The following is a 26,430-nucleotide window of genomic DNA, read 5'->3' on the forward strand; positions in this document are numbered from 1 at the left end:
TTTTTAATTCAAATTCTTCTTGATTTATTAGGATGACTAGCTTAAATCAATTTTTAGCCTTTTCCGAACTCTATATTTTTAACGAGATTCAATGGGAGCTTAGAGTATCCGGCTATTGCCTGTACTTCGCGTATAACATGAAGAGGCCACTGGTTTGTGAAATTGTTAAATATGGAGACTTCTTGTTGGATTTCGTGCATCCAAGCTGCTGAACGGGGTATGCAAACCATGCCGATTCCATTTTCAATCATATATTTGCTGAATCGTACATCTACAAAGCTTTGAGAGCAGTCCATATATTTCAAGCCCGGCAGTTGGTGGCCTTTCAAATAAACAGTACCTGTTCCAAGTTGATTAACTATTCTCGGTCTGTTAAGTGCGTGCTTGAAAGCAAAAACTTTTCTTGCAGAAATGGAACCGTCATATAAATCGAGGTAAATCACACCGTGAACACCAACTACAATGTTTAGGTGTTCATATTGATGATAATAATCCCGTAACGTTGCCACATAGTCTTTAGGATAAATAATGTCGTCATCAATCAAAATGATTTCGTCATTACTTGCTACATTGTGTATAAATTTCCCTACATCTTTGTAATCGGTTTTTGGGATAATTGGGTTTAGCTTTGAATATTTTGAATATTCTTTCGGAATATTGTTAAATTCATTGCAACATAAATTTATTTGGTCAACTTGGGCATGGATGGACTCAATAACTTGTAACGAAGTCTGAAATCTGGCAGGAAATGTAGCCATATTTGCGATTATCATAAATATTAATACCTTTCTACACCTGCGCAATGTCTGTAAATTGCATTATTTTTTAAAACTTCCAACACAGAATCATCAGAAATAATTTCTTTACCCAATATGCGTTGTCTGGCAGTGATATCCGAATAAGCTCTACGTTTTTTAGCGACAAACCCATTATTTTCTGCTGTAAGATCAGGTATTTTTGTCAGTGATGAGGTTCCCCATAAACCCAGAATTAAGGGCTTTTCTATTCTTTCTATTACAGAATCACCGTATACGGAGATGGCTTTTTCATAAAATTCTGTATCGGCTGCCACCAATGATTCCCTAAAAAAGCCTATTTGTTTAAAAACTTCAGCTTTAATCATGGTTGATACAACACAAAATCTACTCAGTTTGTCGTCATAAAAATAAACAAACTCACCACTGGGCGCTATTCGTACCCATTGAGTGGCGCACATGAGCTTTCCGCTTGCCGATAAAGCAGCAACTTGCTCTGAGATTCTGTTTGGCAATGCGAAATCATCGGAATCTTGAAATGTAATAAACTCCCCTTGAGCTTTTTTTATCATTTCATTTCTAATGTTATATGTACCTTGATTTTTTTTGGAACGATATATTTTTATTCGTGGATCCGTTTGTGCAATGTTTTTAATAATCGCAGCAGTATTATCGGATGAGCCGTCATCGCAAATCAGAATTTCGATATTTTTGTAACTCTGATTGATAAGAGATTTAATTGCATATTCAATAGTATCTTCAGCATTGAAGGCTGACATAATGATAGACACTAAAGGAGTTTGCATAACATTTGTGATTTTCTCAAACTCAAGGTTGGTTAGAATATTTTTTCTCTCGCTAAAAGCCAGCTTGGTAACTTGAGGTAGTCCTTTGCTTGACAGATAACGATTAAAAAAGCTTTTATAAATTTCTTCATTCTTGTTTAAAGCAGCGTTGCAAAACAAACAGTTGTACTCAGGGTTTGTAGCCAATAGTGCTGAAATATTTTTCGATTTAAGAAAAATAGAAACTGCATCAGACGCTTCGGTATGTAAATCAAAAGACAAGTACTTAAAATTATTTTTGTCATATTCATACTTTGCTTGCAGGTTTGTTAAAAACAACTCATCTATCTGTTTTGGAGACAGATGTAGCTCTAAGATTTTTTCCGGAAAATCTGCAAAGAGTATGTTTATTAATTCTGAATCTTTAGAAAGTCTCAGTACATTGCTCACGTGAAGCATCAGCAACCTTTGATTTTTTTCATTTAGATTTTTATATTGCAATAGTAAATATTTTATTAAAGCAATATATGTTTCTGACATTTCCAATTTGCGGATTTCTGCTGCATACTCCAATAAAAAATCAAATTCTTCAGAGGTTTTTTTGTTGGAAATTTCTTTTGAAAGAGAGTGAATACGGTTGTATTTGCCGGCACTCTTAACTGTAACTGTTTTGTTTATATTTTCAGTATTTTTGTTTAATAACGGTTGAGAATTGGTGGCAGTCATGGGACTGCCTATTTTCTTACTGTGAAAATCAATAAGAAAATCAATTGCTCCAAGACTTCCACCTAATTCGCTTCGACGTGATATTAATTTATTTAAGTAATTTTCTGACATAATTCTACCGTAATGTATTTCAACGAATGATTAATTATTAAAGTTTCCACGATCATTTTTAAATTCAAATTGTTATTTGCTTTTATAGAGCGGCTTTTTTTTGTTTTTTAAATTTAATGGTGGTATTAGCCAAAACGAAAGGTGTCAAAATCCATTTTAGGGGGTTGCGTGCACACACTAAAAAACTTTGGCCGAGTTGGTATGAAAGGTGTTTGTGGACACGGTTAATATCGGCAGCATCATTGTAGAAATGAACCGGAGGCAGCTCTTGCGCTTGTTCTTTTTGTCGTTTGGCCGTCAACTTGGTCGTTTTAATCAAGGCAAAAGGCATTTTGAAGCAGCCGCCGATACTCTTGCTGCAGTAAATCATAGTTGCTCCCAGCTGGTAAGGCAGTTCGTTTTTTACGCGCTCTGCGGCACCGTAATAAACAGGTCGTGCTGCCAAACGCTGTTTTTCCAAATGTGTTTCTTCCAGCTTTTCTTGCACAAGATGAAGTTGCTCGAGCAATAGGGCGTTTTCTTCTTCTAACGTAGATTGGGTGTTTTGTAGGCGGGCGATATCTTTTTGTGCCGCATCGGCTTTGGCGGTAAAGGAATCGACTTTTTCTTTCAAATTGGATGTTTCTCTTTCCAATTGTGTTTGTTTTTCTTGTAAGCTGGATTTTTCTTTTTCCAATTGTGCTTGTGTCTGTAACGCAGCTTCTGTTTTTTGTTTGTATTCAGAAGCAAGCGTCTCTGTGTCTTTTAATTTTTGTTCGACTTGTCCGTGAGATGCGCGGACAGCTTCAAGCTGTTTCTCTGTTTGTTGTAATTGCTCTGAAAGTGTTTCGATATTGTTTTTGCCTGTCAGGTTATTGCTAATCAGCTGCAGTTGCTCTTGCTGCTGATGAAGCATGGCCTGCCACGCCCATAAAGTTTTTTCACGGGTGGAATTTGCGCTATCGGGAGCGGGTTTAAGCGGCAGGGTGGCATTCTGTTGCAGTGTTTCGTACAAATTCATTGCTTCACTGTTTCCGTCAATCAAGAGATCTGCCAGGAAAGCAGCCAAGCCGGTTTGAAGATTGTGATGCGATGTGTTGTTTATGATGGTGCCGTGAGATTCGGTTGGCTGCGCAAGCAGTTTGGCCGATTTGTTTTTCTTAATCTGCCAAGGTGCTTCGATGTGCCGGGAAATCTGCTTTAAGTATTTTTTGGTTGTGCGCTGTGCTTGTTCGCTATGGATCAATAAGCAGCGGTTTTTGTTGCCGGCGTAAAAATCCAGCAGGCTTTCGTTGTACGCCGACCATTCTTGGAGTTTCTTTTCCAGAGTTTGACTGCTTATTGTTTGTTGTGGGTTGCGTACCAAAATGCTGTGCGGCGTGTCGTACACCAAAACAAAATGTATGGAGGTGTCGACATCACGCCAGTATTCCAGTAATTCGAGTGCTTCCGGGTCAGACCAGCCCCATAAGGCTTGTTCCATATTGCTCAGGAGTAAATCCATTGCCAAGGTATTCCACACGCCGCTGATTTGGCGTTGCGTGATTTTTTTTGCTGAAAACGGGATGTTTTCAGACGGCCGTGTCGATTTGGCAGACTGTAGGAGCAGTCTGTTGATTTCGGCGGGAGCCAAGCCGTCACGTTTGGATGGGAATGCTTGATTCATACCGTGTTGATGCAAAAGTGTTTCTACGGCTTGATGATTAGAGTCCGGATGTCCAACGATAATAATTTTTGCCATTTTTACTTATCCCCTTTGGTGGTGGTGTTGGTTGAATCAAAACTGGAGAAGGGTGAAGTGTTAAATTTTCTTAACTTTTATATGTCAATCGGCTGAGGGTATTTTTGTTTTAAATTTTTATTGTTTGATTTTTAATATGTTTTTGGGGTTTAAAAATCAAACAACATGGTTAATGTATGAATAAATTCTCATTTTGCATACATTTGTTAACCTTATTTTTCTTTCCCTTGATGTTTTTTTTCGATATTATATTAAAAAAATCTTTTTTGGTATAGTGTCTTAAAATATTATTTTTAATAATTAATATTATTAAATTTTTATTTTTTGAATACATTTTTATCTTAGTTTTATTTAATTACCTGATTTTGCGAAAAAAGCTTGAGCTTTGTCGGGTGCTCTATGGCATGTTTATGATAAATAAAAATATTTTCTCAATTTTTTTGTGGGGTGGCAGTGTTGCTGCCCTGCTTTCTTCATGTGGCGCACTGCCGGCTTCGGGGCCTGGTTACCGTAATACCGTTGCTTTAAAAGAAGCTGCAAGCCATCAGTCTGTTCCTGCTGTTGAGTGGATAGATGTGTCGGATCCAATTATTGGGAGTTTGAGTAATGCTGCGGGAAGACAATCATTTAGAAGTTTGCCCCAGCGTGCAGACGGGTTTGTCGGCAGGGTAGGTGAGGGAGATGTTTTGGATATCGCCATTTGGGAAGCGCCGCCGGCTCTCTTGTTCGGCGGGGTGTTGACTTCCCAAGGCTCGGGAAATGCTCATGTGACGAAATTGCCCGAACAGATGGTTGGCGGCGACGGCAAAATCAGTGTGCCGTTTTTAGGCTCGGTGTATGTGAAAGGGAAAACGCCGGCAGCTATTCAGTCTGATATTGCAGGCCGTCTGAAAAAAATGGCCAACCAGCCTCAGGTTATGGTGCGTTTGGTTAAGAATAATTCTACTAATGTGTTGGTTGTCAAGGCAGGAAATACTATCCGTATGCCGTTGACCGCCCATGGAGAGCGTGTTTTGGATGCCGTGGCTGCGGCCGGCGGAGTGGCTGATAATGTGCGGGATGTGTCGGTGCAATTGACGCGTAAAGGGGTGGTGAAAACATTGGCATTCGAAACGTTGATTGAAAAGCCTTCGGAGAATGTTTTGCTGGAGGCGGGAGATATTGTGGCTTTGCACTCGAAACCGCTCAGTTTTACTACATTGGGGGCAGTAGGGAAAGTGCAGCAGTTCCGGTTTTCTGCAAAGGGTTTGAGCTTGGCCGAAGCTTTGGGGTTGGCCGGTGGAGCTTCAGACCGCAGAGCAGCTGCACAGGGTGTGTTTGTATTCCGTTATCAGCCTTTATCGTTGTTGGCACCGTCTGAGCAAGATAAGTGGGTTGCAAAAGGATACGGTTTGGAATCGGAGATACCGGTTGTGTACCGCGTGGATTTGTCTGATGCCCAATCATTGTTTTGGATTCAGAAATTCCCTATGCAAGACAAAGATATTTTGTATGTGGCAAATGCACCGTTGGCGGAAATGCAGAAGTTTTTACAATTTGTATTTTCACCGGTGGTTAGCGGTGTTGGCAGTATTAGTAATTTAGGTAATTAATCGGGAAACATACAAAATGCTTGAACAAGAAAAAACAGATCTGCCCCAAAACGGACAATCGGAAACCGTGAAATCAGCAGCGTTGCAGCCACCGGGTAAAGCCGAGAGTAAACCCAAAAAGAAAAAACGATGGCTGAAAAAAAAGTTCGGCAAACTTTTTTGGGCGACGGTGATTGTGCCGACGGTCTGCGCTACAGTGTACTTTTCGGTTTGGGCTTCGGACAGATACGTTTCGGAATCCAGTTTTGTTGTGCGCGCACCGCATAATCAGGCTTCGGTATCGGGTCTCGGGGCGTTGCTGCAAGGAGCGGGCTTCAGCCGTTCACAAGATGATACCTATACGGTAAGGGAGTATATGGGGTCTCGTTCGGCGTTGGATGAGTTGGGCAAAACCATTTCTGTTCGAACCTATTACGAGGGGAAAGGCGATATTTTCAGCCGTTTCAACGGGTTCGGCTTATGGGGGGAGAAGGAAGCGTTTTATCAATACTTCAAAGATAAAGTTAAGATCGATTTTGATCCTATTTCAGGCATTTCCGTATTGAATGTTGAATCTTTTGATGCCAAAGAATCCCAACAGATTAACGCTGCTTTGTTGAGCAAAGGGGAAGAGCTGATCAACAAACTTAATACGCGCGCCCGTAAAGATACTATTGAACAGGCACAACACAATGTAACGACAGCGGAAGAGCGGGTAAAAAAGGCGGCGGAAGAAATCGCGGTTTACCGTATTGAAAACGGCATTTTCGATTTGAAATCGCAATCTGAAGCACAAATGGGTTTGGTATCGAAACTTCAGGATGAATTGATCGTTATTCAGACGCAATTGGACCAAGTTAAGGCCATTACACCGGAAAACCCGCAAATTTCAGGCTTGCAGGCGCGCGAAAAAAGCCTGAAGCGTGAAATCAAACAGCAGATGCAGACAATTTTGGGCGGTTCGGATACTTCCATCACGGCAAAAGCGGCGGCCTATCAGCGTTTGTTTCTTGAAAACGAGTTGGCGGAGAAACAGCTGGCGGCTGCTATCGTTTCTTTGGAAAACGCTAAAGCCGAGGCCGAGCGCAAGCAGCTGTATTTGGAAATTGTTTCCCAGCCGAGCCGGCCGGATATGGCGGAAAGACCTCACCGCCTTTATAACATCATGGCAACCTTTTTTATCGGTTTGATACTTTACGGGATTATCAGTTTGCTTGCTGCAAGCGTGAGGGAGCATAAAAACTGATGAAAGCACTTCATGAAACATCATTCAAAGAATCATTAGAGATTCAATCAAGGGTGATAGGCGCACTCTTGATGCGCGAGATTATTACCCGTTACGGGCGCAACAATATCGGCTTTTTGTGGTTGTTTGTGGAGCCTTTGTTGATGACCCTGCTGATCGTGCTTGCTTGGAAGTTTTTGAAAGCCGACCATTTATCGTCTTTGAATATCGTAGCTTTCGTGTTGACCGGTTATCCTATGGCAATGATGTGGCGTAATGCTTCGAGCCGGTCTATCGGTGCTATTTCGGCTAATGCAACGTTGCTTTATCACCGTAATGTAAAGGTGTTGGATACGATATTTTCTCGCGTACTGCTGGAAGTGGCAGGTGCTACGGTTGCGCAGATTGCCATTATGACCGCATTGGTCGCATTGAAATGGGTGGCTGTGCCGCATGATGTTTTTTATATGCTATTGGCTTGGGTGCTTATGGCTGTATTTGCGCTCGGCTTAGGTTTGATCGTGTGCTCGGTAGCGTTTAAATTCGAAGCATTCGGTAAACTTTGGAGCACGTTGAGTTTCATTATGCTGCCCATTTCTGGTGCGTTCTTTTTCGTTTCTTCCCTGCCCTATCAAGTTCAGTCTTACTTTCTATGGATTCCGATGGTTCACGGTACGGAAATGTTCCGGCATGGTTATTTCGGCCGCACTGCCAATACTTTGGAAAACCCATGGTATCTATTGTTGTGTAATTTAGTCATGCTATTTATCGGCTTGGCGATGGTGGCTAAGTTTAGCAAAGGGGTGGAGCCGCAATGATTTCCGTTGAGCATGTATATAAGAAATATCAAACCAGCCAGGGTTGGCGCATGGTGCTTGAAGATATTGATTTCAAACTGGAAAAGGGTGAAAAAATCGGTATTTTAGGCAGAAACGGTGCAGGTAAATCCACGCTGATACGCTTGCTCAGCGGTGTCGAGCCACCTACCGAAGGCGAGATTAAACGCACGATGAGCATCTCTTGGCCGCTGGCGTTCAGCGGGGCGTTTCAAGGCAGTCTTACCGGTATGGATAATTTGCGTTTTATCTGTCGGATTTATAACGTCGATATCGATTATGTGAAAGCGTTTACGGAAGAGTTTTCCGAGCTGGGGCAATATCTGTATGAACCGGTAAAACGCTATTCTTCAGGTATGAAAGCACGATTGGCTTTTGCATTGTCGCTTGCGGTGGAGTTTGACTGTTATCTGATTGATGAAGTGATTGCGGTAGGCGATTCGCGTTTTTCTGAGAAATGCCGCTATGAGTTGTTTGAAAAGCGTAAAGACCGCTCGATAATTTTGGTGTCGCACAGCCCGAGTGCGATGAAGCAGTATTGTGATAATGCCATGGTGTTGGAGGCCGGAAGACTGCATCAGTTTGATAATATGGATGCAGCATACCAATATTACAATAGCCGCATTTAAATATCAATATCGGCAGTGATTCATTTTCAGACGGCCTCAGCCGTTATAAAAATAACGTCGTGGTTTGTGTAAACCACGACGGTTATTTTTGTATATTTTTATGCTTTCTCAGGGAGAGAACCCTGCAAAAGATATTGAATCGTTTCCCGTACACTCTTAATGGTATTGCCGAAGGGTAGGGGGTCTTTACCGCGGAAAAACAGTCCTTTATCTACTTCGCCGCGCCATGCTGCGGCCAGTTGGATGTCGATACAGAATTGGCCTACTTTGTCTAGGCCGTCGCGCAGGCCGCATACGGATAGACAATTGAGACCTTGGGTGCAGCGGCGTGGGTCTGCTTTGGCATTGGCTTGCAGTTTTGCTTCGCGTTTGATGTAGCTTTCTAGAAATTTAGTACGTACACCGCGGGCAGGTAAGCCGGCTACCGACATAAATTCAACGACTTGCTCAACAGGCGCGCCGGCCAGCGTTTTCTTGAAATTCAAATGTGCGTCGCCTTCTTGGGTAACGGCGAATGCAGTACCGATTTGTACGGCGGAAGCGCCCCACGATTTTAGTGCGGTACAGATTTTGTCAAAGTTCGCCATGCCGCCAGCCAATATCAAAGGAATTTTTTCACTTTCCAGCCCGAGTTTTTTAAAAACTTCGCAGGTTTCTTCGATAACGCGCTTAAACTCGAATTTTTCGTCATTTAGGCCGTCTACGGTCATTGCACCTAAATGCCCGGCAGCGTGAGCAGGGTGTTCGATCACAATCGCATCGGGAAGAACACCTTTTTTCATCCAGCGTTTGAGAACGATATTGATGCCGCGTGATTCGGAAAGAATAGGCAGCAATGCCACGTCTTTATGGTATCCCTCAGTCATTTCGGGAAGGTCAAGCGGCAAGCCGGCTCCCATTACAATCGCATCCGCACCCGATTCGCAAGCCTGACGCACCAATGCTTGATGGTCTTTAACGGCTTTCATCACGTTAACCGCAATAATACCTTTGCCCTCGGCATCTGCTTTTGCTTTGCGGATTTCCCTGTCGAGCGCGATGTGGTTGAGTTTGCAGTATTTTTCTTCGGTGGGGTTGATTTTGGATTCGGCTAACAGGTCTTCATGCAGATGGCGCAAGTCCACGCTGGCGATGGTACCGACGCCGTTTTCGCGGGCGACTGCACTGGATAATTTGGATGCGGAGACACCTACGCCCATGCCTCCCTGCACAATCGGAATCAAAGATTTGCCACGGATAAACAAGGGGTCGAAGCTGTGTTGCATGTTGATTTTTCCTTTATAGAGAGGGACGCTTGTATTGAGAGTATTGGTAAGCGGCTGTTTTGGAAGTTTTTTAAATCTCAAAACAGCTGAGATTTTTAAGATTTAGGCATTATACTCTAATATAAGTAAAAATTAGAGTAGAACTATAGTTATTTTATTTGAGCGTGATGTAAATATGTTTTATTTAAGCTATGGGGTGCGGAATAACGTAGTGTTTGACCGGCATGAGTAATCAATTAAGCAATTAATAACGAGCAAATCGCAAAGGTCTGGAGAGATTTTAGATGACAGGATGGGGCAGTTGGGGCAATTGTTGAGATTTATAAAACATGTAAAAGATGCACAGCCGAATTATTATTTGATATCAGGCCGTCTGAAATTCAGACTAAGCAATATTCTCAAGGCGTCGATGCTGCTTTAGGTGGTGTGTTCAACCATTGCCATTGTTCCTTCAATGTTTCTGCCAGCGCCCGTTGTTTTTCTTGCGGTGTTTCCAAGCCCGAAGTCAGTTTGTTGTAGTCAAGCGTAACGGAGGGGTTGGCTGCCGGGCCGGTGATTTTGATGGGGATAGGCTTGGCATGGATGTTTTTTATATTGCGGATCAACATGTTTTCAGACATGGTTTGGGCATTGAGGTCTGTTTGACCGCTGCTGGTGATGTCGAAAATATCCGATTTCAATTCGGCATTTTCGTGAGTGCCGATGCCGTCGCGTATTTCGCTGGTGAGTGAAAAAGAGCGGAAAGGGGTTTGCACATCGCGCTGTTTGCTGTTGATGGCAGTATTGTTGCCCAAACTTTGCAGTACATTAGAAATATCCAAGCCCAGCCATGCCCCTTGGGTGACGTTGAGCTGCAAAGAACCGTTGAGCGTTTTAGTCAGGCCGGCTCTGTCGTTGCCTTTGGCCGTTAAGTCGATCACGGCGTCGCCGATGCCGCCGATACGGTGGTAGCCGAGTAAGTCTTGCATGAGCGGGCGGATTTGTACGCCGCGGGCGTTTTGCTGTAAGTGATACGAAGGCGGATTGGTGTTGGCGATACTGATGCCGCCTTCGGTTTGGCCTCCGTATAAGCCGGCGCGGAAGTTGGTAAGCGTGATGCGTTGGTTGTCGGCATAGAGGCTGGTGTGTAAATCGTCCATCTGCAGGCCGGGCATGTTTAGGCTGCCGATGTTGATGTCGGCATGAACTTGGGTTTGGGCAGATTGGGTCAGAAAGGCTGGGAAAAGATTGCCGCTTTTGGCTTGGAAATCGCTCCAATAGGGATGAAGGGACAGCTTCTGTATGCCCACTGTGGTGTTGAGTTTGGCGGGATTATCTTCGTGCGCTGCGGTATATTGGGCGGAAACTTCGGCATTTTGTCGGTCAAACAAACCTTTTAACGACAGCGTCCAATCTTTGTTGCCGGATAATGCAAAACGGCCTTCCATTTGGCTGATCAGCCGTGAGCGTGGCGCAGCTTTCAAGCTGTCTTGATGTGTGCTTAGAACGAATTTTTCAGACTTGAGCAGCGTATCTTTCTGCCAGGTCAGCGGTCCGGCGATATTGAATGTAGTTTGTTTACCGTGGTTTTTGTGGCTGCCGTTGAATTCAAACTCGCTGATGGTGGCAACGCTCGGGCGCAGGCTGACGCGGGAGAGCGACAAGGAGCCGTCCCAGCTGCTTTCTTCTGAAGAGCCGGCGGTAAACACCGCGCGGATGTCGCTTAGGCTGATATGTTTCTTTTTCCACAACAGAGCAGGGCTTTGTGCGGTAAGGTGTAATTTGTGGAAAGAGCTGTCGGCGCGGAGGCGTAAATTGCGCGCTTGTAAAGTATCGTTTTGAGGTTGCCAAGTTACGTCGGCATCGGCGGAAATCGAAGCGTTTTCTTTTTTGAACGGCAATGTAGCATCCACATGCAGGGCAGGGAGCAGCCACTCTTGTCCGTTATTCATATTCAGACGGCCTGTGCTGTTCCATTTGAAAGTAGATTGGTTGTTGAGACGTGTTGTTCCGCTCAAAACAAATTCACGCACCGCTTCCGATTCGCCGCTGAGATTTAGGTTCAGACTTTCCGTATGGTAATGCGCTTCGGGCGTGCCTATATTCAGACGGCTGTTTTCAATGATAACCCTGTTGATTTGCACCGGTCGGCCGGATGTTTTCGATAAATCCCGAACGCTCCAAGAACCGTCGGGCTGGCGGGTTGCTTCAGCATCGGCTTCTTTAATTACCCATTTTTCAATAGTCGGCGTATCGCTCCACAGATTGCTCCATGCCAAACCGATGCGCATTTCTTTCGCATGCAGAGCCGAAGCCGTGCTGTTTGGCTTACTAACCATCACATTGTGCAACGTGACGGTAGGGCGGGGCAGCCATGAGCGGTTGATATCGCCGCTGAAACGCACCGTGCGACCACTTCCGCGCACAATCTCGTCTGCAAAAGCCTGAATACGTTGGCTGCTGAACAAATAATGCAGCAGAGATTGCGCGATCAGTAAAGCAGAAACGAAAGCAATCAGGCCGTAGAAGGCGAAACGCAGCCAGAATTTGCCGGAACGGAACAGACTAACCATGATAAAAGAATAAAAAGAAACATTTGCAGTATAGCATAGAGGCCGTCTGAAACATCAGTCGGTAGCGCATATCATTGAATATTGCTACCATTCGGCCACGCATTATTATTGAGAACAAACAGGTTTACCGCCTTGCGTCGACTGGGTTTCAAATCGACAGCACGCTGTATATAGTATAGACAGCCACACTTTGAATTTCCCCGCCGGCAATCACGGAGCGAATGATGATTATTGTTATGCAGAAACAGGCAGCGCCGGAAGCAGTTGAGCGCGTGATCGAATTTATCCGCAGCAGAGGTTTGCAAGAACACGTTTCGCGCGGAGAAGAGCGCACCATTATCGGCGCAGTCGGCGACGAGCGCGTGTTCCATCCCAATGAATTGGAACGTCTAAACGGCGTTGAGCGCGCCATCAGAGTGTTGAACGAATGGAAAATCATCAGCCGCGAAACCAGCCTCGAAAATACTGTGATTACCGTGCGCGGCGTATCAATCGGCAGCGGCAAAATGCTCAACATCACAGCACTCGGCGAACGCTCCGATTCAGCCGACATGATATTTGCCGACCCCTTCTACTTACCATCGCGCCCTTATAGCGATCATTCATTCCACAACGAACAAGAGCAGATCCGCACCATGCAGACCGAAGTGGTCAAGCATCACGCGGCCGGCAAACCCGTAATTGTACGCATCCGCGACGTCCGCCAGCTCGCCCCCGCTTTAGAAGCCGAAGTCGACGTGCTTTATCTTGGCGGCGAACTCATGAGCAACCGCGCCCTCCAAGACGAAGTAGGCCGTCTGAATACACCCGTCGTTTTATGCAAAGACAAACACCACCGCGCCGATGAATGGCTGGTAGCTGCCGAACACATCGCCCTTCGCGGTAACCACCATCTCATTCTCGGTGAAGCAGGCACACTCAGCTTCGAGTCGGAGCACCCGTACCGTTTAGACGTCGATGCCATCGTACGCGTGCGCCGTGTAACCCATCTGCCCGTTATCGCCAACATCACCCGCCTCTGGCATGGCGATATGCCGCAAGATATTCTGTACAAACTCGCCGAAGCCGCAGGTGCCGACGGCATCGTAAACAGCTTGTAAGGTTGAGGTATTTCTTCCGCAGATTCGTGTGAACGGCACGCGGGTGGATATGTGTCATCCCTACGAAGATGCGGATATTTTTTCAGACGGCATCGCCAATATATATGCAGTATTGCAGACGTTTTTTCAGATGGCCTTTATCAAGTCTTACGCGCTAACAACCATCAGCGATCCAAGCCGTATTTTTTCAAGTAGCGGTACACCGTCATACGGCTGACACCGATGTGTTTGGCCAAAGCGGAGACATTGCCTTGATGTGCCAGCAACGCAGCTTGCAGGCTTTTGGCGCAGGTTAAAACCGATTTTTCCATCGATGTGTCTTCCGCAGCGGTGGCGGGGTTTGAAGGTTCGTGAAAAAAAGGGCGGGCAGCGGTTTTGATGTAGTCGGGCAGGTCGTTGTATTCGATGCGCGTGCCGGGCGAAGTGAGTAAGGCTACTTCGAGTACGCCGGCCAGTTGGCGCAGGTTGCCGGGCCAGTCGTAGGCGCGGAGGGTGTCGAGCGCACGGGCAGACAGCGCTTTGGGCGGTCGGTTGGTTTTTTCGGCGGCACGTTCCAAAATCATGCGCATGATGTAATCGAAATCATCGCGTTCGCGTAAGCGCGGCAGCTGCACGTGGGTGCTGTTGAGGCGGTAATACAAATCTTCGCGGAATTTGCCGCAGGCAATCCGTTCCTGCAAATCGGCATGGGTTGCCGAAATCACGCGGATATCCACTTTGACGGCACGCACGCTGCCCACCGGCATCACTTCCCGTTCGGACAACACGCGCAACAGGCGCGATTGCAGGTAAAGCGGCATGTCGCCGATTTCGTCGAGAAACAGCGTGCCGCCGTCGGCCGCCTGAATCAAACCGATTTTGCCTTTGCGGTCGGCGCCTGAAAAACTGTGCGGTGCGTACCCGTAAAGCTCGCTTTCAATCAAGTTTTCAGGAATCGCCGCGCAGTTGACCGCGATAAAAGGCTTGTCGGCGCGGCTGCTTGAGCGGTGGATGGCTCGGGCGAGAAATTCTTTGCCCGAACCGGTTTCGCCGTTAATCAGTATCGGCACGGGCGTGTCTGCCAAAGCGGCAATACGCTGCAAACTTCGGCGGTAACGGCTTTGCGGGCCGTACAGGGCAGCCAGTGCGGCGGGCAGTTCCGGCTCGCGCGGAGAAGCGGGAACAGGACGGCAGGTTGGTGCGGAGGCTGCGGCAAACAGGCGGTTGCTGCCAAGCATCAAGGAAGTATGGCCGCCTGAAGCGGAGTAAACGGCAGTCAGGCAGGTGTCGGAGAGTAAATCGAACAGCCGGCCGATAAGCTGTCCGACAGGAATATCCAAATGCGCTGCCGCCCATTCATGGAAGGCATGGTTGGCACCGCTGATTTTTCCGTCGTCATCAACGGCAATCAGAAATTCAGGCGAAACATTCAGAAATTCGGCAGCGTGGCCGAGCCGCACAATCCAATGGCGGCGGTGCGCCTGCAACAGGGCGGCAGTTTCCACCAGTCCGGCGAAATGGCGCACCAGCTGCAAAACCCATTGTTGGCTTTGTTTGGCAGAAGGCGGTGTCAGTGCAGACACATCCAATACGGCACGCAGGCGGTTGTGTGAATCAAACACGGGCGCGGCAGTGCAGGTAAGGCCGATATGGGTGGCGTCGAAGTGGTCGGCACGGTGGACAATTGAGGCGTCGCCCGTGGCCAATACCATGCCGACGGCGCTGGTGCCGTTGGTGTGTTCGCGCCAAAGTGCACCCAAATGCAATCCTGCGCGGGTAAGCTCGGTTTTTTGCCGGTCGAATCCGAAGGCCTCCACCACCACACCGTGTTCGTCTGCCAGCAAAACCACATAACCCATGTCGCAGATTTGCTGCCACAACACCTGCATGCCGTGGCGGGCAACAGCCGTCAGGTTGTCCATGGCATCCAGATGTTCGACTAAATCATGATGGGGCAGGATGATGGCTTCGCACAGTTGTTCGGGATCAAGGCCGTGCCGGTGCACGCAGCGTTGCCACGAGGCGGCGATGCCCGGGTCGATATGGGAATGGGACAATCCGTCGCCATAGACAAGTGCCAGCACATCGCGGATGTGTCGGGTTTGTTTGGCCAACATATGGCTTGCGCTCCTTATGTATGTGTCGATTGTTTGAAAATACAGGTGCGGGCTTTATGTGTGTGGATTGGGTGTAATAGGCGTAATTTGTTGCTTATTCAGGATATTTTTAGTGCTTTGCCGTATCTTAGGAGGAAAGTAAGTAAGGGTCGGTACATAGATGTGAAAGATATGCAAAGATATCAAAGCACTGAAAGGGAAGAGTGTGTGCCGGATATAGCCGGAAAGGTTTCAGACGGCCTCGGTTAAGTAAATGTGATGACTTTTATGTTTGGAGCAGCGTATCTTGGGCTTTAACGACACCAAAGGCCGTCTGAAAACTTTTAGCGAAACTCGCTAGCTCGTTTTCAGACGGCCTTTGTATATCAACCAGCTTATTTCTTGATAAACAAACGCTTGCTGGGCAGTTCGTTCAATACGTCTTCGCTTGAATAGCCGCCGATGCGTTCTTTTACCAAACGTGAGTTGACGTAGCCGTAAACGGGAATCACGGCGGTGTCTTTATCGATTTGCGCTTCGGCTTGCGTGTAGAGGCGGGTGCGCTCTTGATCGTTGATGCCGGCGTTGAGGGTTTTCGCAAGCAGGGCGTCGTAGTCGGCGTTTTTATAGAAGGCGCGGTTGCTGCTGTTGGCCGATTGCAGGGTGTTCAAGAATGTGGAAGGCTCGTTGTAATCGCCGCACCATGATGCGCGGGCGATTTGGTAGTTGCCGTTGCGGCGGCTGTCGAGATAGGTTTTCCATTCTTGGTTTTCGAGGTTCACTTTCACATTGCCCAGTGCTTCCTGCCACATGGCAGCGGCGGCTACGGCGATTTTTTTATGTTGCTCGGAGGTGTTGTAGAGGAAGGTGAAGGTCAGCGGTTTGGCTGCGCTGTATCCGGCTTCGGTCAGCAGCTTTTTGGCTTCTTCCACGCGGGCGGGGTAGTCGAGTTTGGTCCATTCGGGCTGGTGCGGGGTGAAGCCTGCGGTGCCGACGCGGGTCAGGTTGTAGGCGGGTTCTTCGCCGCGGCCCAGCACTTTGGCGGCGATGGTGTCGCGGTCTAAGGCCAATGACAATGCTTTACGGACGCGCACGTCGTTAAACGGGGCTTTTTGGTTGTTGATTTCAAAATAGTAGGTACACAGATACGGGCTGCGTTTGAGTTCGTTGGGGTATTTTTCTTGCAGCTTGCTGTACATTTCGGGCGGCAGGGCGTCGGTGATATCGACTTCTCCGGCTTCGTAGCGGGCAACGTCATCGGTTTGCGAGCCGATGGGCAGGAAAACGACTTTGTTGATTTTGACGTTGGCTGCATCGCGGTATTGGGGGTTTTTCTCTAATTCGATGCGCTCGTTAACCACCCATTTTTTCATCACATAGGCGCCGTTGCCGACGAAGTGTTCGGGCTGAGTCCATTTGATGCCGTGTTTTTCCACGGTGGCGCGGTGCACCGGTTTGGTGGCGGCGTGGTAGAGCATTTGCGGGAAGTAGGGCACGGCGGCGGTGAGGGTTACTTCCAGAGTATGCGGGTCAAGGGCTTTTACGCCTAAGGTGTCGGGGGATTTTTTACCGGCGAGGATGTCGTCGATATTGGCTACTTTGGCGGCTTGCAGGTAAGAGGCGTATTGCGAGGCGGTTTTGGGATCGACCAAACGCTGCCAGCTGTACACGAAATCTTCTGCGGTTACGGCATCGCCGTTGCTCCATTTTGCATCTTGGCGCAGTTTGAAAACCCATACTTTGTTGTCGCTGCTGCTCCACGATTCAGCTGCGGCGGGGGTAACTGCACCTTTTTCATCGGTTTCTACCAAGCCTTCCAGCAGGTCGCGCACGATGTTGATTTCGGGCACGCCGGTAATTTGATGCGGGTCGAGCGACTGCGGTTCGGTCACATTATTGCGCGTCACGGTACTTTCTGCGGCGGGAGCGGCAGTTTGCGGTGCGCTGCTTTCTTGGTTTCCGCAGGCGGCGAGCAAAAAGGCGGCAAGTGCCAAAGCGGAAAAGCGGAAGGGAACGGCAGACATGTTTTTCTCCTCTTGTTGTGGAAGGTGTAACCAGTAAAGCCCCGAATATAACGGAAATTATTTTGTGATGAAACTGAAATCAGATGAAAGGCCGTCTGAAAGGTTTCAGACGGCCTCAAGCAGCTGCGGCAGTGGTTTTAACCGTGCCAGAAATAGCGAACGATGTGGAAAAACACCGGTGCGGCAAAGCAAATCGAATCGACGCGGTCGAGCATACCGCCGTGCCCTTGAATCATGTTGCCCCAGTCTTTCACGCCGTAATCGCGTTTGATGGCCGACATCACCAGTCCGCCGAAAAAGCCCATCAAACACACCACCAGCCCGATCAGCCCGGCTTGAAGGGGAGAAAACGGCGTAATCGGCGAGAGCAGCACGGCAATCAGGGTGGCCGAGGCAATGCCGCCTACCGTGCCGGCCACGGTTTTAGACGGGGAAAGCGTGGGCATGATTTTGCGTTTGCCCAAAGTTTTGCCCCATACATATTGCAGCACGTCGCTTGATTGCACCACGGCGATCATAAAGATCAGCAAGAGTACGTTTTGACCGTGGGGAAAGCCGTCCAGGTGCAGGTTTAGCAAGGCGGGAACATGCGATAAACAGAATATCGATACCATTGCCGCCCATTGAGTTTTGGCCGTGCGCTCTAAAAAGTGCTCGGTTCGGCCGCTCAAGCTGGCAATAATCGGCAGCAGCAGGAAGCCGTACACCGGGATGAAAATCGAAAACATGCCGTACCATTCGGTCAGCACAAAATAATATTGGATGGGAAGCAGTAAATAGAAGCACGCCACCATCACGTTGTAATCGCTGCTGCGCTGGTAAACCAGCGTGAGAAACTCGCGCAGGGCGGCAAACGAAATCAGCAGAAACAGAATCACGGTGCCGACTTTGCCGAACCAAAAAGCCAACAACAGCACCAAAGTCATCACCCACCAAGCGTACACGCGGGCGTTGAGGTTGGAAATCGTCGGATTGTTGCGGCCTTTTTTGCGCTTGAGCCATTGCCCGACAAAACTCGCCGCCAGCAATACGGCAAACACTCCGATAAAAATATAGCCTGCCTGCAAAGGTATGGCAGAAGCGTGGGGCTGGGTTGCGAAGAGGTTCATACGATATCCTCCTGTCGGGCGGCTTGTTGCTGTTTTTCAGACGGCGCCAGTGCAAGCAGGGCATGGCGTGCGCGCAGTAGAAACGCTTCTTTGCTTTCGTTGCCCGCCAAGCGGATTTCTTCGCCTATGTTGACGTCGCACAATAAAGGCACGGGCAGGATTTTGCCTTTGGGCAGCACATGATTGATGTTGTTGATCCACATCGGAATAAAGCTCACATCGGGATTGACGCAGGCGAGATGATAGATGCCGCTTTTAAACGGCAGCAGCACCAAGTCGTCATCCACATTGCGCGTGCCTTCGGGGAAAATAATCAAAGAATCGCCGTTTTGCAGCGCCTCGCTCATTTGCGCGACCACTTGCTGCGGGTCGCTGCCGTCGCGGTCGATCAAGAGCGCATTGAAAACATTATTGATGATAAAACGCTTGATTTTATTGCCCAGCCAGTAATCGGCTCCCGCCACGGGGCGCACGCACATCCGCCATAAGCGCGGCAGCGAAATCCACACCAGCACAAAATCACCGTGGCTGCCGTGGTTGGCGTAATACACTTTTTTAGCGGGCGTAAACGACAGGCTGCGGGGCGCTTTAGGGCGCACGCCGGTAATAAACGATACAAACAGGCACAAGGCTTGGTCGGTAAGCCAAGCGGCATGTTTGGCGAGAAATGCTTTCATGATGTTTTCCGTATCCGTGCGGGCAATGATGTTTTCAGACGGCCTCAAGGCTTATCGCGAATCATTGCCCGGAGAAGTTTTTGTCAGACCGAATAATCGTATGCGACAACCAAAGGCGCATGGTCGGAAAATTTTTCTTCTTTATACACATGCGCTTCCACCGCTTTGGCCGCCAGCTCGGGCGTAACCATGTGGTAGTCGATACGCCACCCCACATCCTTCGCATACGCCTGCCCGCGGTTGCTCCACCAAGTGTAGCCGGGCACTTCGGGATACAGTTTGCGCCACATGTCCACCCAGCCCAAGTCGGCAATCACTTTGCCTATCCACGCGCGTTCTTCCGGCAGAAAGCCCGAATTTTTCTGATTGCCTTTCCAGTTTTTCAAGTCGATGTTTTGATGGGCGATGTTCCAATCGCCGCACACCACGATATCGCGGCCTTCCGCTTTCATCTCGGCCAACATGGGATAAAACGCATCCAAAAAGCGGTATTTCAATTCCTGCCGCTCCGGCGCGCTGGTGCCGCTGGGCAGATAAAGCGAAATCACGCTCAACTTGCCGAAATCGGCACGCACGAAACGGCCCTCGCTGTCGAATTCTTCAATGCCCATGCCGATTTGCACATTATCCGGGCGTTGCTTGCTGTATATCGCCACGCCGCTGTAACCGCGTTTTTCGGCGCAATGCCATACGCCATACATGCCGTGCGGATTTTTCATATCGTCCGACAAATCCGGTTCTTGCGCTTTCAATTCCTGCACGCAAACGATGTCGGCGCCCGACGCGGCGATGTATTCGTGGAAGCCCTTTTTATAAGCGGAACGGATGCCGTTCACATTGGCGGAGATGATTTTCAACATAATGTTTCAGTATGATAAAGAAAAGGCGCATTGTACCTGAATTATTTTTTACAGTTTCGGCCTTTGGGATAGGTTGGGTTGATTTACCTACAATCGGTAATATTTCAATGAAGATGCAGTAGTAAGGCCGTCTGAAAACGGGCTTGCGGGTTTCGCTAAAAGTTTTTCAGACGGCCTTAAAGTGTTGAGACAGTATCGGCTTTTGTTTGAATTGTGCACAAACATCATGCTGTCAAACCGATTGTTGAATATTGGTGAGCATGAAAGCTTGCCGGCTAACGCTCCGGCGTAAATAAAATTTCGTTGATGTAAAAATAGTCGTTTTCTATTTCGTGTGCTGCCGCTTTGCCTGTGAGCGTTACCGTTTGCCCTTTTTTCCAATGAGGGCTGTCGGGCAACATCAGCTGTTTATGCACCTCGCCCTTACCGCTTTTCGGTAAAACGGTATAAAAAGGCTGATGCACCGGCTTGATAAACCAGCGTTTGCGGCGGATTTCCGCATCGGGTTCGCGCGAGCAGTTATGTAAAAACTTTCGGTGTACGTTCGGGCTGTCGTAAACCAATTTGCCCTGTATGGTTGAGGCTCTGCCGTTGAGCGGTATGATGTCGCGTTGGAAATGCTCCCGCGCAGCTTGATCGGATGCTACATCGCTTTGGGCGATGATCAGTTTTTTGCCGTATACCGAACGGGCGCCTTTCGGTAAATCAAGATAGAGATAATCGCCGCCGTAAACGCGGCTGCCCGCAGCGGCCTCTTTTCCTGAAATATACCTGCCGAAGAAATAGACTTTATCGGCATATTCGACTTGATACTTTTTACGGCTTGCTTCCGTGCTCACATCATTTTTCGTTAAACGCCAGGAATAATTTTTATCTTCTTTTAAATCAACAAAATAAGGATAAGTAATGGCGGATGAAAGGAAACATACGTCAGCTTTCGCCGCAGCCGATAGTGCCAAACATAAAACAGGGATGCTCTTCAATAACCGATTCATGATGACCTTCCAAAGTAGGAACCCGGGGTTTGTAAGATAAAACTTTATTCTTGTGGGTCGTTTTCTTCGGCGGCTTGCTGCTCGCGCCAGATTTTCTGCTGCTCGTCGTACTTGGCTTTTTCATTCCAATAAATGGTTTGGATGCAGGCATCGCCACAATCGCTGCCGCAGCATTCCCATGATTCGGGGCGCACCGGCTCGGGGAGCAGGTCTTCCGGTTTAAGCTTCTGGGTCATAGCCGTCTACCACTTCGAGAATGGCGCCGTTGAATTCGATGATGTCGCCGCCGCGGATTTTGGCCGTTTTGCGGGTTTCGGTGGCGCCGTTGCGCAATACTTCGCCTGCGGCAATAGCCATTTTCGCCTGCCCGCCGCTGTCGGTAAGGCCGGCGAGTTTCAAGAGGTCGCACAAGGCGATGTATTCGTTATCTTCCAAATAAACAGTTGCTTGCATGGTTTTTGTGTTATGGTGGGAACAGAATGCGTATTTTACGCTAAAACAAGATGTTCTAAATCATTTAAAAATAAGCTATTGAAATTTATTTTCCAATATAAAATAACTAAAATAAATCGGAATCATAGTTTTAATAGTGAAAATCTTAATGTATAGTGCGCTCCATAGATTAAAGCAAACGTGAAGAGCAGGTTGCCGCACTATGAGCCTGATCCTAAATTTGCTGTTTTACGCTAACAAACACACGCACATCATTTTTCAATCACTACCGACATTACTTAAGGAGCACAAACCATGTCCAAATGTCCCGTAACCCATTTAACCATGAACAACGGCGCGCCCGTTGTCGACAACCAAAACAGCCTCACCGCCGGCCCGCGCGGCCCCTTGTTGGCTCAAGATTTGTGGCTGAACGAAAAACTGGCGAACTTCGTGCGCGAAGTGATTCCTGAGCGCCGTATGCACGCCAAAGGTTCCGGCGCGTTCGGTACGTTCACCGTAACCAACGACATCACAAAATACACCCGCGCGGCCATTTTCAGCAAAGTCGGCAAAAAAACCGAAATGTTTGCCCGCTTCACTACCGTAGCCGGTGAGCGCGGCGCGGCCGATGCCGAGCGCGACATCCGCGGTTTCGCCTTGAAGTTCTACACCGAAGAAGGCAACTGGGATATGGTGGGTAACAACACGCCGGTATTCTTCCTGCGCGACCCGCGTAAATTCCCCGATTTGAACAAAGCGGTAAAACGCGACCCGCGCACCAATATGCGTTCTGCCACCAACAACTGGGATTTCTGGACGCTGCTGCCCGAAGCCTTCCACCAAGTGACCATCGTGATGAGCGACCGCGGCATCCCCGCAACTTACCGCCACATGCACGGTTTCGGTTCGCACACTTACAGCTTCTGGAACGAAGCGGGCGAGCGTTTTTGGGTGAAATTCCACTTCCGCACCCAACAAGGCATTAAAAACCTGAGCAACGAAGAAGCCGCCGCCATTATTGCCGACGACCGCGAAAGCCATCAGCGCGACCTCTATGAGTCTATCGAGAAAGGCGATTTCCCGAAATGGACTATGTACGTACAAATCATGCCCGAAGCCGATGCCGAAAAAGTGCCTTACCATCCGTTTGACCTGACCAAAGTATGGCCGAAAAAAGACTATCCGCTGATCGAAGTGGGCGAGTTCGAGTTGAACCGCAACCCTGAAAACTTCTTCGCCGATGTCGAGCAGTCTGCCTTCGCACCGAGCAACTTGGTTCCCGGCATCAGCGTATCGCCCGACCGCATGCTGCAAGCCCGCTTGTTCAACTATGCCGATGCACAACGCTACCGCTTGGGCGTAAACCACAACCAAATTCCGGTAAACGCACCGCGCTGCCCCGTACACAGCAACGCCCGCGACGGTTACGGCCGCGTTGACGGCAACTACGGCAGCACCCTGCACTACGAGCCGAACAGCTTCGGTCAATGGCAAGAGCAAGCCCAATACGCCGAACCGCCTTTGAAAATCAACGGTGATGCGGCACATTGGAACTACCGCGAAGACGATGCAGACTACTTCAGCCAACCGCGCGCGCTGTTCAACCTGATGAGCTGCGAACAAAAAGAAACCTTGTTCAAAAACACCGCCGCCGGCATGGGCGATGCGCTGGACTTCATCAAATACCGCCACATCCGCAACTGCTACGCTTGCGACCCGGCTTACGGCGAAGGCGTTGCCAAAGCTCTGGGCATGACTGTGGCCGACGCGATGGCTGCCTACAAAACCGACCCGGCCATGGGCCAACCCGGTTTGCTCGACTTCAGCGACTACAAAGCATAAGCCGTTGCATAGTTTGAAACCTTATTGAGTTAAGGTTGATTGGAAAGGCCGTCTGAAATGTTCAGACGGCCTTTGGTTTTGCAATAGCAATCCCGTAGGAGCGGATTACATATCCGCCCGTGTGCGGTTCACGGAAATATGTGAGAGCAATCGGGAATCTTCAGGGATGGGGCGTATATTGATGCTTCAGTAAGGGCTGGCGTGTTTATCAATCTTTTTTAAACATTTCATCAATCAAAAGGGGATTTGTAAATGGCAGAACTTTTGCCTACCAGACGCAGAATGCGCTTGCCTGATTATGATTATGCTGCGGTAGGCGGCTATTTTGTAACGCTGTGCATTCATGGCCGCCATAATGTTTTCGGCAGGGTGGAAAATGGTGTGATGCTGCTGAACAGTGCGGGCGAAATGGTGCAGGATGTTTTGTGTGAATTGAACGGGCATTTTGAAGGCGGGTATTTAGATCGATATGTGGTGATGCCTAACCATGTTCATTTTATTTGGGTAAACCGCTGCGGCGGAGTGAATTTGTCTGCTGCGGCGGAGTGAATTTGTCTAACGTTGTGCAATGGTTGAAAATAGTCAGTACCAACCGTTATATACGAGGAGTAAAAGAAAGCGGGTGGCCTGCGTTTGAAGGCAAGCTTTGGCAGCGTGGTTTTCATGATCATGTAATCCGCAATGAGGCTGATTATTTCCGTATTGCGGAATACATCGCTAATAATCCGCTGCAATGGCATTTGGATACGCTATATCGCGAAAATTGATTCCGCAAACATCTATGCTAAGATGCGCGGCAATGTTCATCCTGCTGACTTCACACAATGATAGACCTCCATTGCCATTCTAATATTTCAGACGGCCTGTTAAGCCCCGCCGAAGTTGCGCGTTTGGCGCATGCCAACGGCTGCACGATGTTGGCGTTGACCGACCACGATCACACCGGCGGGCTGGCCGAAGCACGTGTCGAAGCGGAAAAGTTCGGCATGCGTTTTATTAATGGTGTGGAAGTTTCCGTTACATGGCGCAAACGCACGATACATATCGTCGGGCTGGATTTCGATGAACACAACGAACCACTGCAAAAACTGCTGGCGGAAGTGCGCAAAGGCCGTCTGAAACGCTTGGAGGCGATTGCTGCGAAGCTTGAAAAGAAGGGCATAAGCGGCGCGTATGAAGGTGCGTTGGCTTTGGCGGCGAATCCCGAAATGGTCAGCCGCACGCATATTGCCGAATTTCTGATTAACGAAGGCCATGTACGCAACAAGCAGCAGGCGTTTACCAAGTATCTGGGCGACGGCAAACCTGCCTCCGTGCCGCATGAGTGGGCGGAGTTGGCGGATTGTGTGAACATGATTAACGGCGCAGGCGGTGTCGCGGTGATTGCCCACCCGATGCGCTATGGTTTTTCGGCCACGGCCAAGCGCAACTTGTTTGAGGAATTTAAAGCGTTGGGCGGGCAGGGCATTGAAGTGCACAGCGGCAATTGCGATAAAAACGACCGTTTGAATTATGCGTTGCTGGCGCAACGCTACGGCTTGCTGGCGAGTGCGGGCAGCGATTTCCACCGACCAAACGATTTCAGCGGCGGGATATTGGGTGCATGCCCCGAGTTGCCGGAAATCTGTAAGCCGGTGTGGTTGCAATTCAAACCGGTGTAGCCGTTTTGCGGTGTTTTTGTAAGGCTTTTAGAGATAAAACGGTTGTTATGATGGCTGTATGCAACATAAAAACCGGCTGAAATTGATTCGGATTTTTAAATATATCTATACATATCAATATCTTATTTTCATTCTTACCTAATATTACCTTAATATTACATTAGGTTGTCTTTTCCTAAAAACGAACACCCCTATAATCCGCTTCGTGCATGCGTTGACTGCTTTGTTGTGCGGAAGCGTGTGCTTCATACCTCAACTTGATGAAAGAAAATATATATGAAAATCTTATCTACTGCTTTATTGGTGGCTGCTACATTGGTTGCCGGTGTTGCTCATGCGGATGCCGGTCAGGCGGTAAAAAAATCTTCAGTAAGCTACTCTTGCCAGCAAGGTAAAAAAGTTAAAGTAACTTACGGCTTCAACAAGCAAAACCTGCCCGTATATGCTTCGGCTTATGTAAATGGTAAAAGACGTTACATGCCGATTAATTTGAACCGTTCGGACAGAGTGGACACTATTTTCGGTGATGAAGACAATTTTAAATTGAGTACCGATTATATGACCCGTTCTAACCACCGTGCTAAATCGATCATGATTACTTCTCCCGGTCAGGAAATTGTTTTCAAAGGTTGCAGACCGCGCCGTTAAGAATCCGCGTCGAAACTGTTTTGTATTATTGAAGGCTGTCTGATGTATCAGGCAGCCTTCTTGCTTGTTATAATCCTTCCTTTGAAGGCTTGCCGTGATAAATCAAAATCATCCAAATAACTGCCACGGAAAGCATGATGCCGTGCTTTTGCCGGCTTTCGTTATATTTGAAATCACGTGAGGAACACAATCAATATGGCACAGTTTTTCGCCATCCATCCCGATAATCCGCAGGAGCGCCTAATCAAGCAGGCGGTGGAAATCATCAGAAAAGGCGGTGTGGTGGCTTACCCCACCGATTCCTGCTATGCGCTCGGCTGCCATTTGGGCGATAAAGATGCGATGGAACGCATTTTGCGCATCCGCCAAATTGATTTAAAGCATCATCTGACTTTGATGTGCGCCGATTTGAGCGAACTGGGCACTTACGCCAAAGTGGACAACAGCCAGTTCCGCCAGCTGAAAGCCGCCACGCCGGGCAGCTACACGTTTATTTTGCAGGCCACCAAAGAAGTGCCGAACCGCACTTTGCACCCCAAACGCAAAACCATCGGCCTGCGCGTGCCCGACAATAAAATCGCTTTGGCTTTGCTGGCCGAATTGGGCGAACCGCTGTTGAGCTGTACGTTGATGCTGCCGGAAGATGAAGAGCCGCTGACCGATCCGTACGAAATCCGCGACCGTTTGGAGCATTCCGTAGATTTGGTCATCGACGGCGGCTGGTGTGGTATGGAACCGACTACTGTGATTGACATGACCGACGGTGTGGAGTTGATCCGCGAAGGCAAGGGCGATGTGGCTTTGTTTGGATTGTAACGAGGCCGTCTGA

General features: G+C 48.4%; 24 protein-coding genes. 11 read left to right on the top strand and 13 right to left on the bottom strand.

Features of this window, described 5'->3' with window-relative positions; genetic code table 11:
- Positions 1-53: 53 nt before the first annotated feature.
- The 3 genes from LVJ85_RS01690 to LVJ85_RS01700 all read right to left on the bottom strand — a co-directional run bounded on the left by LVJ85_RS01690 (position 54) and on the right by LVJ85_RS01700 (position 4,097).
- Positions 54-773 (bottom strand): hypothetical protein, encoded by a 720-nt coding sequence (locus LVJ85_RS01690; protein ID WP_244740921.1) that lies wholly within the window; start codon positions 771-773, stop codon positions 54-56.
- A 5-nt stretch (positions 774-778) separates the two neighbouring features.
- Positions 779-2,377, bottom strand: a complete 1,599-nt coding sequence (locus LVJ85_RS01695) for a glycosyltransferase family A protein (RefSeq protein WP_244740924.1) — start codon at positions 2,375-2,377, stop codon at positions 779-781.
- A gap of 82 nt (positions 2,378-2,459) precedes the next feature.
- Positions 2,460-4,097, bottom strand: a complete 1,638-nt coding sequence (locus tag LVJ85_RS01700) for a hypothetical protein (RefSeq protein ID WP_244740927.1) — start codon at positions 4,095-4,097, stop codon at positions 2,460-2,462.
- Positions 4,098-4,507: 410 nt separating this feature from the next.
- Here LVJ85_RS01700 and LVJ85_RS01705 point away from each other — a divergent pair, with 410 nt between their 5' ends.
- From LVJ85_RS01705 to LVJ85_RS01720, 4 genes are read left to right on the top strand one after another with little or no spacing between them, the layout of a single operon-like run.
- On the top strand, positions 4,508-5,689 hold the full coding sequence (locus LVJ85_RS01705) for a polysaccharide biosynthesis/export family protein (RefSeq protein WP_370686947.1): 1,182 nt from the start codon (positions 4,508-4,510) through the stop codon (positions 5,687-5,689).
- Positions 5,690-5,705: 16 nt separating this feature from the next.
- Positions 5,706-6,914 (top strand): capsule biosynthesis protein, encoded by a 1,209-nt coding sequence (locus LVJ85_RS01710; RefSeq protein WP_244740930.1) that lies wholly within the window; start codon positions 5,706-5,708, stop codon positions 6,912-6,914.
- Positions 6,914-7,711 (top strand): ABC transporter permease, encoded by a 798-nt coding sequence (locus tag LVJ85_RS01715; protein WP_244740932.1) that lies wholly within the window; start codon positions 6,914-6,916, stop codon positions 7,709-7,711. The genes LVJ85_RS01710 and LVJ85_RS01715 overlap by 1 nt, the downstream gene beginning before the upstream one ends.
- Positions 7,708-8,358: an ABC transporter ATP-binding protein gene (locus LVJ85_RS01720; protein WP_244740935.1), complete on the top strand. Its 651-nt coding sequence runs from the start codon at positions 7,708-7,710 to the stop codon at positions 8,356-8,358. Before LVJ85_RS01715 ends, LVJ85_RS01720 begins: the two co-directional genes overlap by 4 nt.
- A 98-nt stretch (positions 8,359-8,456) precedes the next feature.
- Here the strand turns inward: LVJ85_RS01720 and LVJ85_RS01725 are convergent, their stop codons facing one another.
- Positions 8,457-9,623: a nitronate monooxygenase family protein gene (locus tag LVJ85_RS01725; RefSeq protein WP_244740937.1), complete on the bottom strand. Its 1,167-nt coding sequence runs from the start codon at positions 9,621-9,623 to the stop codon at positions 8,457-8,459.
- 398 nt (positions 9,624-10,021) lie between these two features.
- Positions 10,022-12,175, bottom strand: a complete 2,154-nt coding sequence (locus LVJ85_RS01730; protein ID WP_244740939.1) for an AsmA family protein — start codon at positions 12,173-12,175, stop codon at positions 10,022-10,024.
- A 224-nt stretch (positions 12,176-12,399) separates the two neighbouring features.
- On the opposite strand from LVJ85_RS01730, the gene LVJ85_RS01735 reads away from it, so the two are divergent.
- On the top strand, positions 12,400-13,275 hold the full coding sequence (locus tag LVJ85_RS01735; RefSeq protein WP_244742942.1) for a chorismate mutase: 876 nt from the start codon (positions 12,400-12,402) through the stop codon (positions 13,273-13,275).
- Positions 13,276-13,439: 164 nt separating this feature from the next.
- Here LVJ85_RS01735 and LVJ85_RS01740 read toward each other — a convergent pair whose 3' ends face one another.
- The 8 genes from LVJ85_RS01740 to LVJ85_RS01775 form a co-directional block, all read right to left on the bottom strand.
- The gene (locus tag LVJ85_RS01740) at positions 13,440-15,371 is read right to left on the bottom strand and encodes a sigma-54-dependent Fis family transcriptional regulator (protein ID WP_244740942.1); all 1,932 of its coding nucleotides are present in this window, start codon (positions 15,369-15,371) and stop codon (positions 13,440-13,442) included.
- Positions 15,372-15,745: 374 nt separating this feature from the next.
- The gene (locus tag LVJ85_RS01745; RefSeq protein ID WP_244740945.1) at positions 15,746-17,374 is read right to left on the bottom strand and encodes an ABC transporter substrate-binding protein; all 1,629 of its coding nucleotides are present in this window, start codon (positions 17,372-17,374) and stop codon (positions 15,746-15,748) included.
- 137 nt (positions 17,375-17,511) lie between these two features.
- Positions 17,512-18,483 carry a phosphatidate cytidylyltransferase gene (locus LVJ85_RS01750; RefSeq protein WP_244740948.1) on the bottom strand — a complete coding sequence of 324 codons (972 nt, stop codon included), beginning with the start codon at positions 18,481-18,483 and terminating at the stop codon, positions 17,512-17,514.
- Positions 18,480-19,160 carry a 1-acyl-sn-glycerol-3-phosphate acyltransferase gene (locus LVJ85_RS01755; RefSeq protein WP_244740950.1) on the bottom strand — a complete coding sequence of 227 codons (681 nt, stop codon included), beginning with the start codon at positions 19,158-19,160 and terminating at the stop codon, positions 18,480-18,482. Before LVJ85_RS01755 ends, LVJ85_RS01750 begins: the two co-directional genes overlap by 4 nt.
- Positions 19,161-19,243: 83 nt before the next feature.
- Complete coding sequence (locus tag LVJ85_RS01760; protein ID WP_244740953.1) at positions 19,244-20,020, bottom strand: exodeoxyribonuclease III; 777 nt, start codon at positions 20,018-20,020, stop codon at positions 19,244-19,246.
- Positions 20,021-20,295: 275 nt separating this feature from the next.
- Positions 20,296-20,859, bottom strand: coding sequence for a hypothetical protein (locus LVJ85_RS01765; protein WP_244740955.1), 564 nt, complete (start codon positions 20,857-20,859; stop codon positions 20,296-20,298).
- Between the two features lie 200 nt (positions 20,860-21,059).
- Positions 21,060-21,251 carry a hypothetical protein gene (locus tag LVJ85_RS01770; protein ID WP_085363496.1) on the bottom strand — a complete coding sequence of 64 codons (192 nt, stop codon included), beginning with the start codon at positions 21,249-21,251 and terminating at the stop codon, positions 21,060-21,062.
- Positions 21,235-21,468 (bottom strand): RNA-binding S4 domain-containing protein, encoded by a 234-nt coding sequence (locus LVJ85_RS01775; RefSeq protein WP_244740958.1) that lies wholly within the window; start codon positions 21,466-21,468, stop codon positions 21,235-21,237. The genes LVJ85_RS01770 and LVJ85_RS01775 overlap by 17 nt, the downstream gene beginning before the upstream one ends.
- 294 nt (positions 21,469-21,762) lie before the next feature.
- On the opposite strand from LVJ85_RS01775, the gene LVJ85_RS01780 reads away from it, so the two are divergent.
- The 6 genes from LVJ85_RS01780 (at position 21,763) to LVJ85_RS01805 (ending at position 26,417) form a co-directional block, all read left to right on the top strand.
- Positions 21,763-23,292 carry a catalase gene (locus tag LVJ85_RS01780; RefSeq protein ID WP_244740960.1) on the top strand — a complete coding sequence of 510 codons (1,530 nt, stop codon included), beginning with the start codon at positions 21,763-21,765 and terminating at the stop codon, positions 23,290-23,292.
- A gap of 252 nt (positions 23,293-23,544) precedes the next feature.
- Positions 23,545-23,841 (top strand): transposase, encoded by a 297-nt coding sequence (locus LVJ85_RS01785; protein WP_244740962.1) that lies wholly within the window; start codon positions 23,545-23,547, stop codon positions 23,839-23,841.
- A gap of 2 nt (positions 23,842-23,843) precedes the next feature.
- On the top strand, positions 23,844-24,059 hold the full coding sequence (locus tag LVJ85_RS01790; RefSeq protein ID WP_244740966.1) for a transposase: 216 nt from the start codon (positions 23,844-23,846) through the stop codon (positions 24,057-24,059).
- 57 nt (positions 24,060-24,116) lie between these two features.
- Entirely contained in the window at positions 24,117-24,953 is an 837-nt protein-coding gene (locus tag LVJ85_RS01795) for a PHP domain-containing protein (protein WP_244740968.1), read from the top strand.
- Between the two features lie 276 nt (positions 24,954-25,229).
- Entirely contained in the window at positions 25,230-25,601 is a 372-nt protein-coding gene (locus tag LVJ85_RS01800) for an adhesin (RefSeq protein ID WP_244740970.1), read from the top strand.
- A gap of 195 nt (positions 25,602-25,796) precedes the next feature.
- Positions 25,797-26,417 carry an L-threonylcarbamoyladenylate synthase gene (locus LVJ85_RS01805; protein ID WP_004285494.1) on the top strand — a complete coding sequence of 207 codons (621 nt, stop codon included), beginning with the start codon at positions 25,797-25,799 and terminating at the stop codon, positions 26,415-26,417.
- Positions 26,418-26,430: the final 13 nt, after the last annotated feature.

Source organism: Neisseria sp. Dent CA1/247, assembly GCF_022870825.1.
In the GTDB taxonomy this organism is placed as follows: domain Bacteria; phylum Pseudomonadota; class Gammaproteobacteria; order Burkholderiales; family Neisseriaceae; genus Neisseria; species Neisseria zoodegmatis.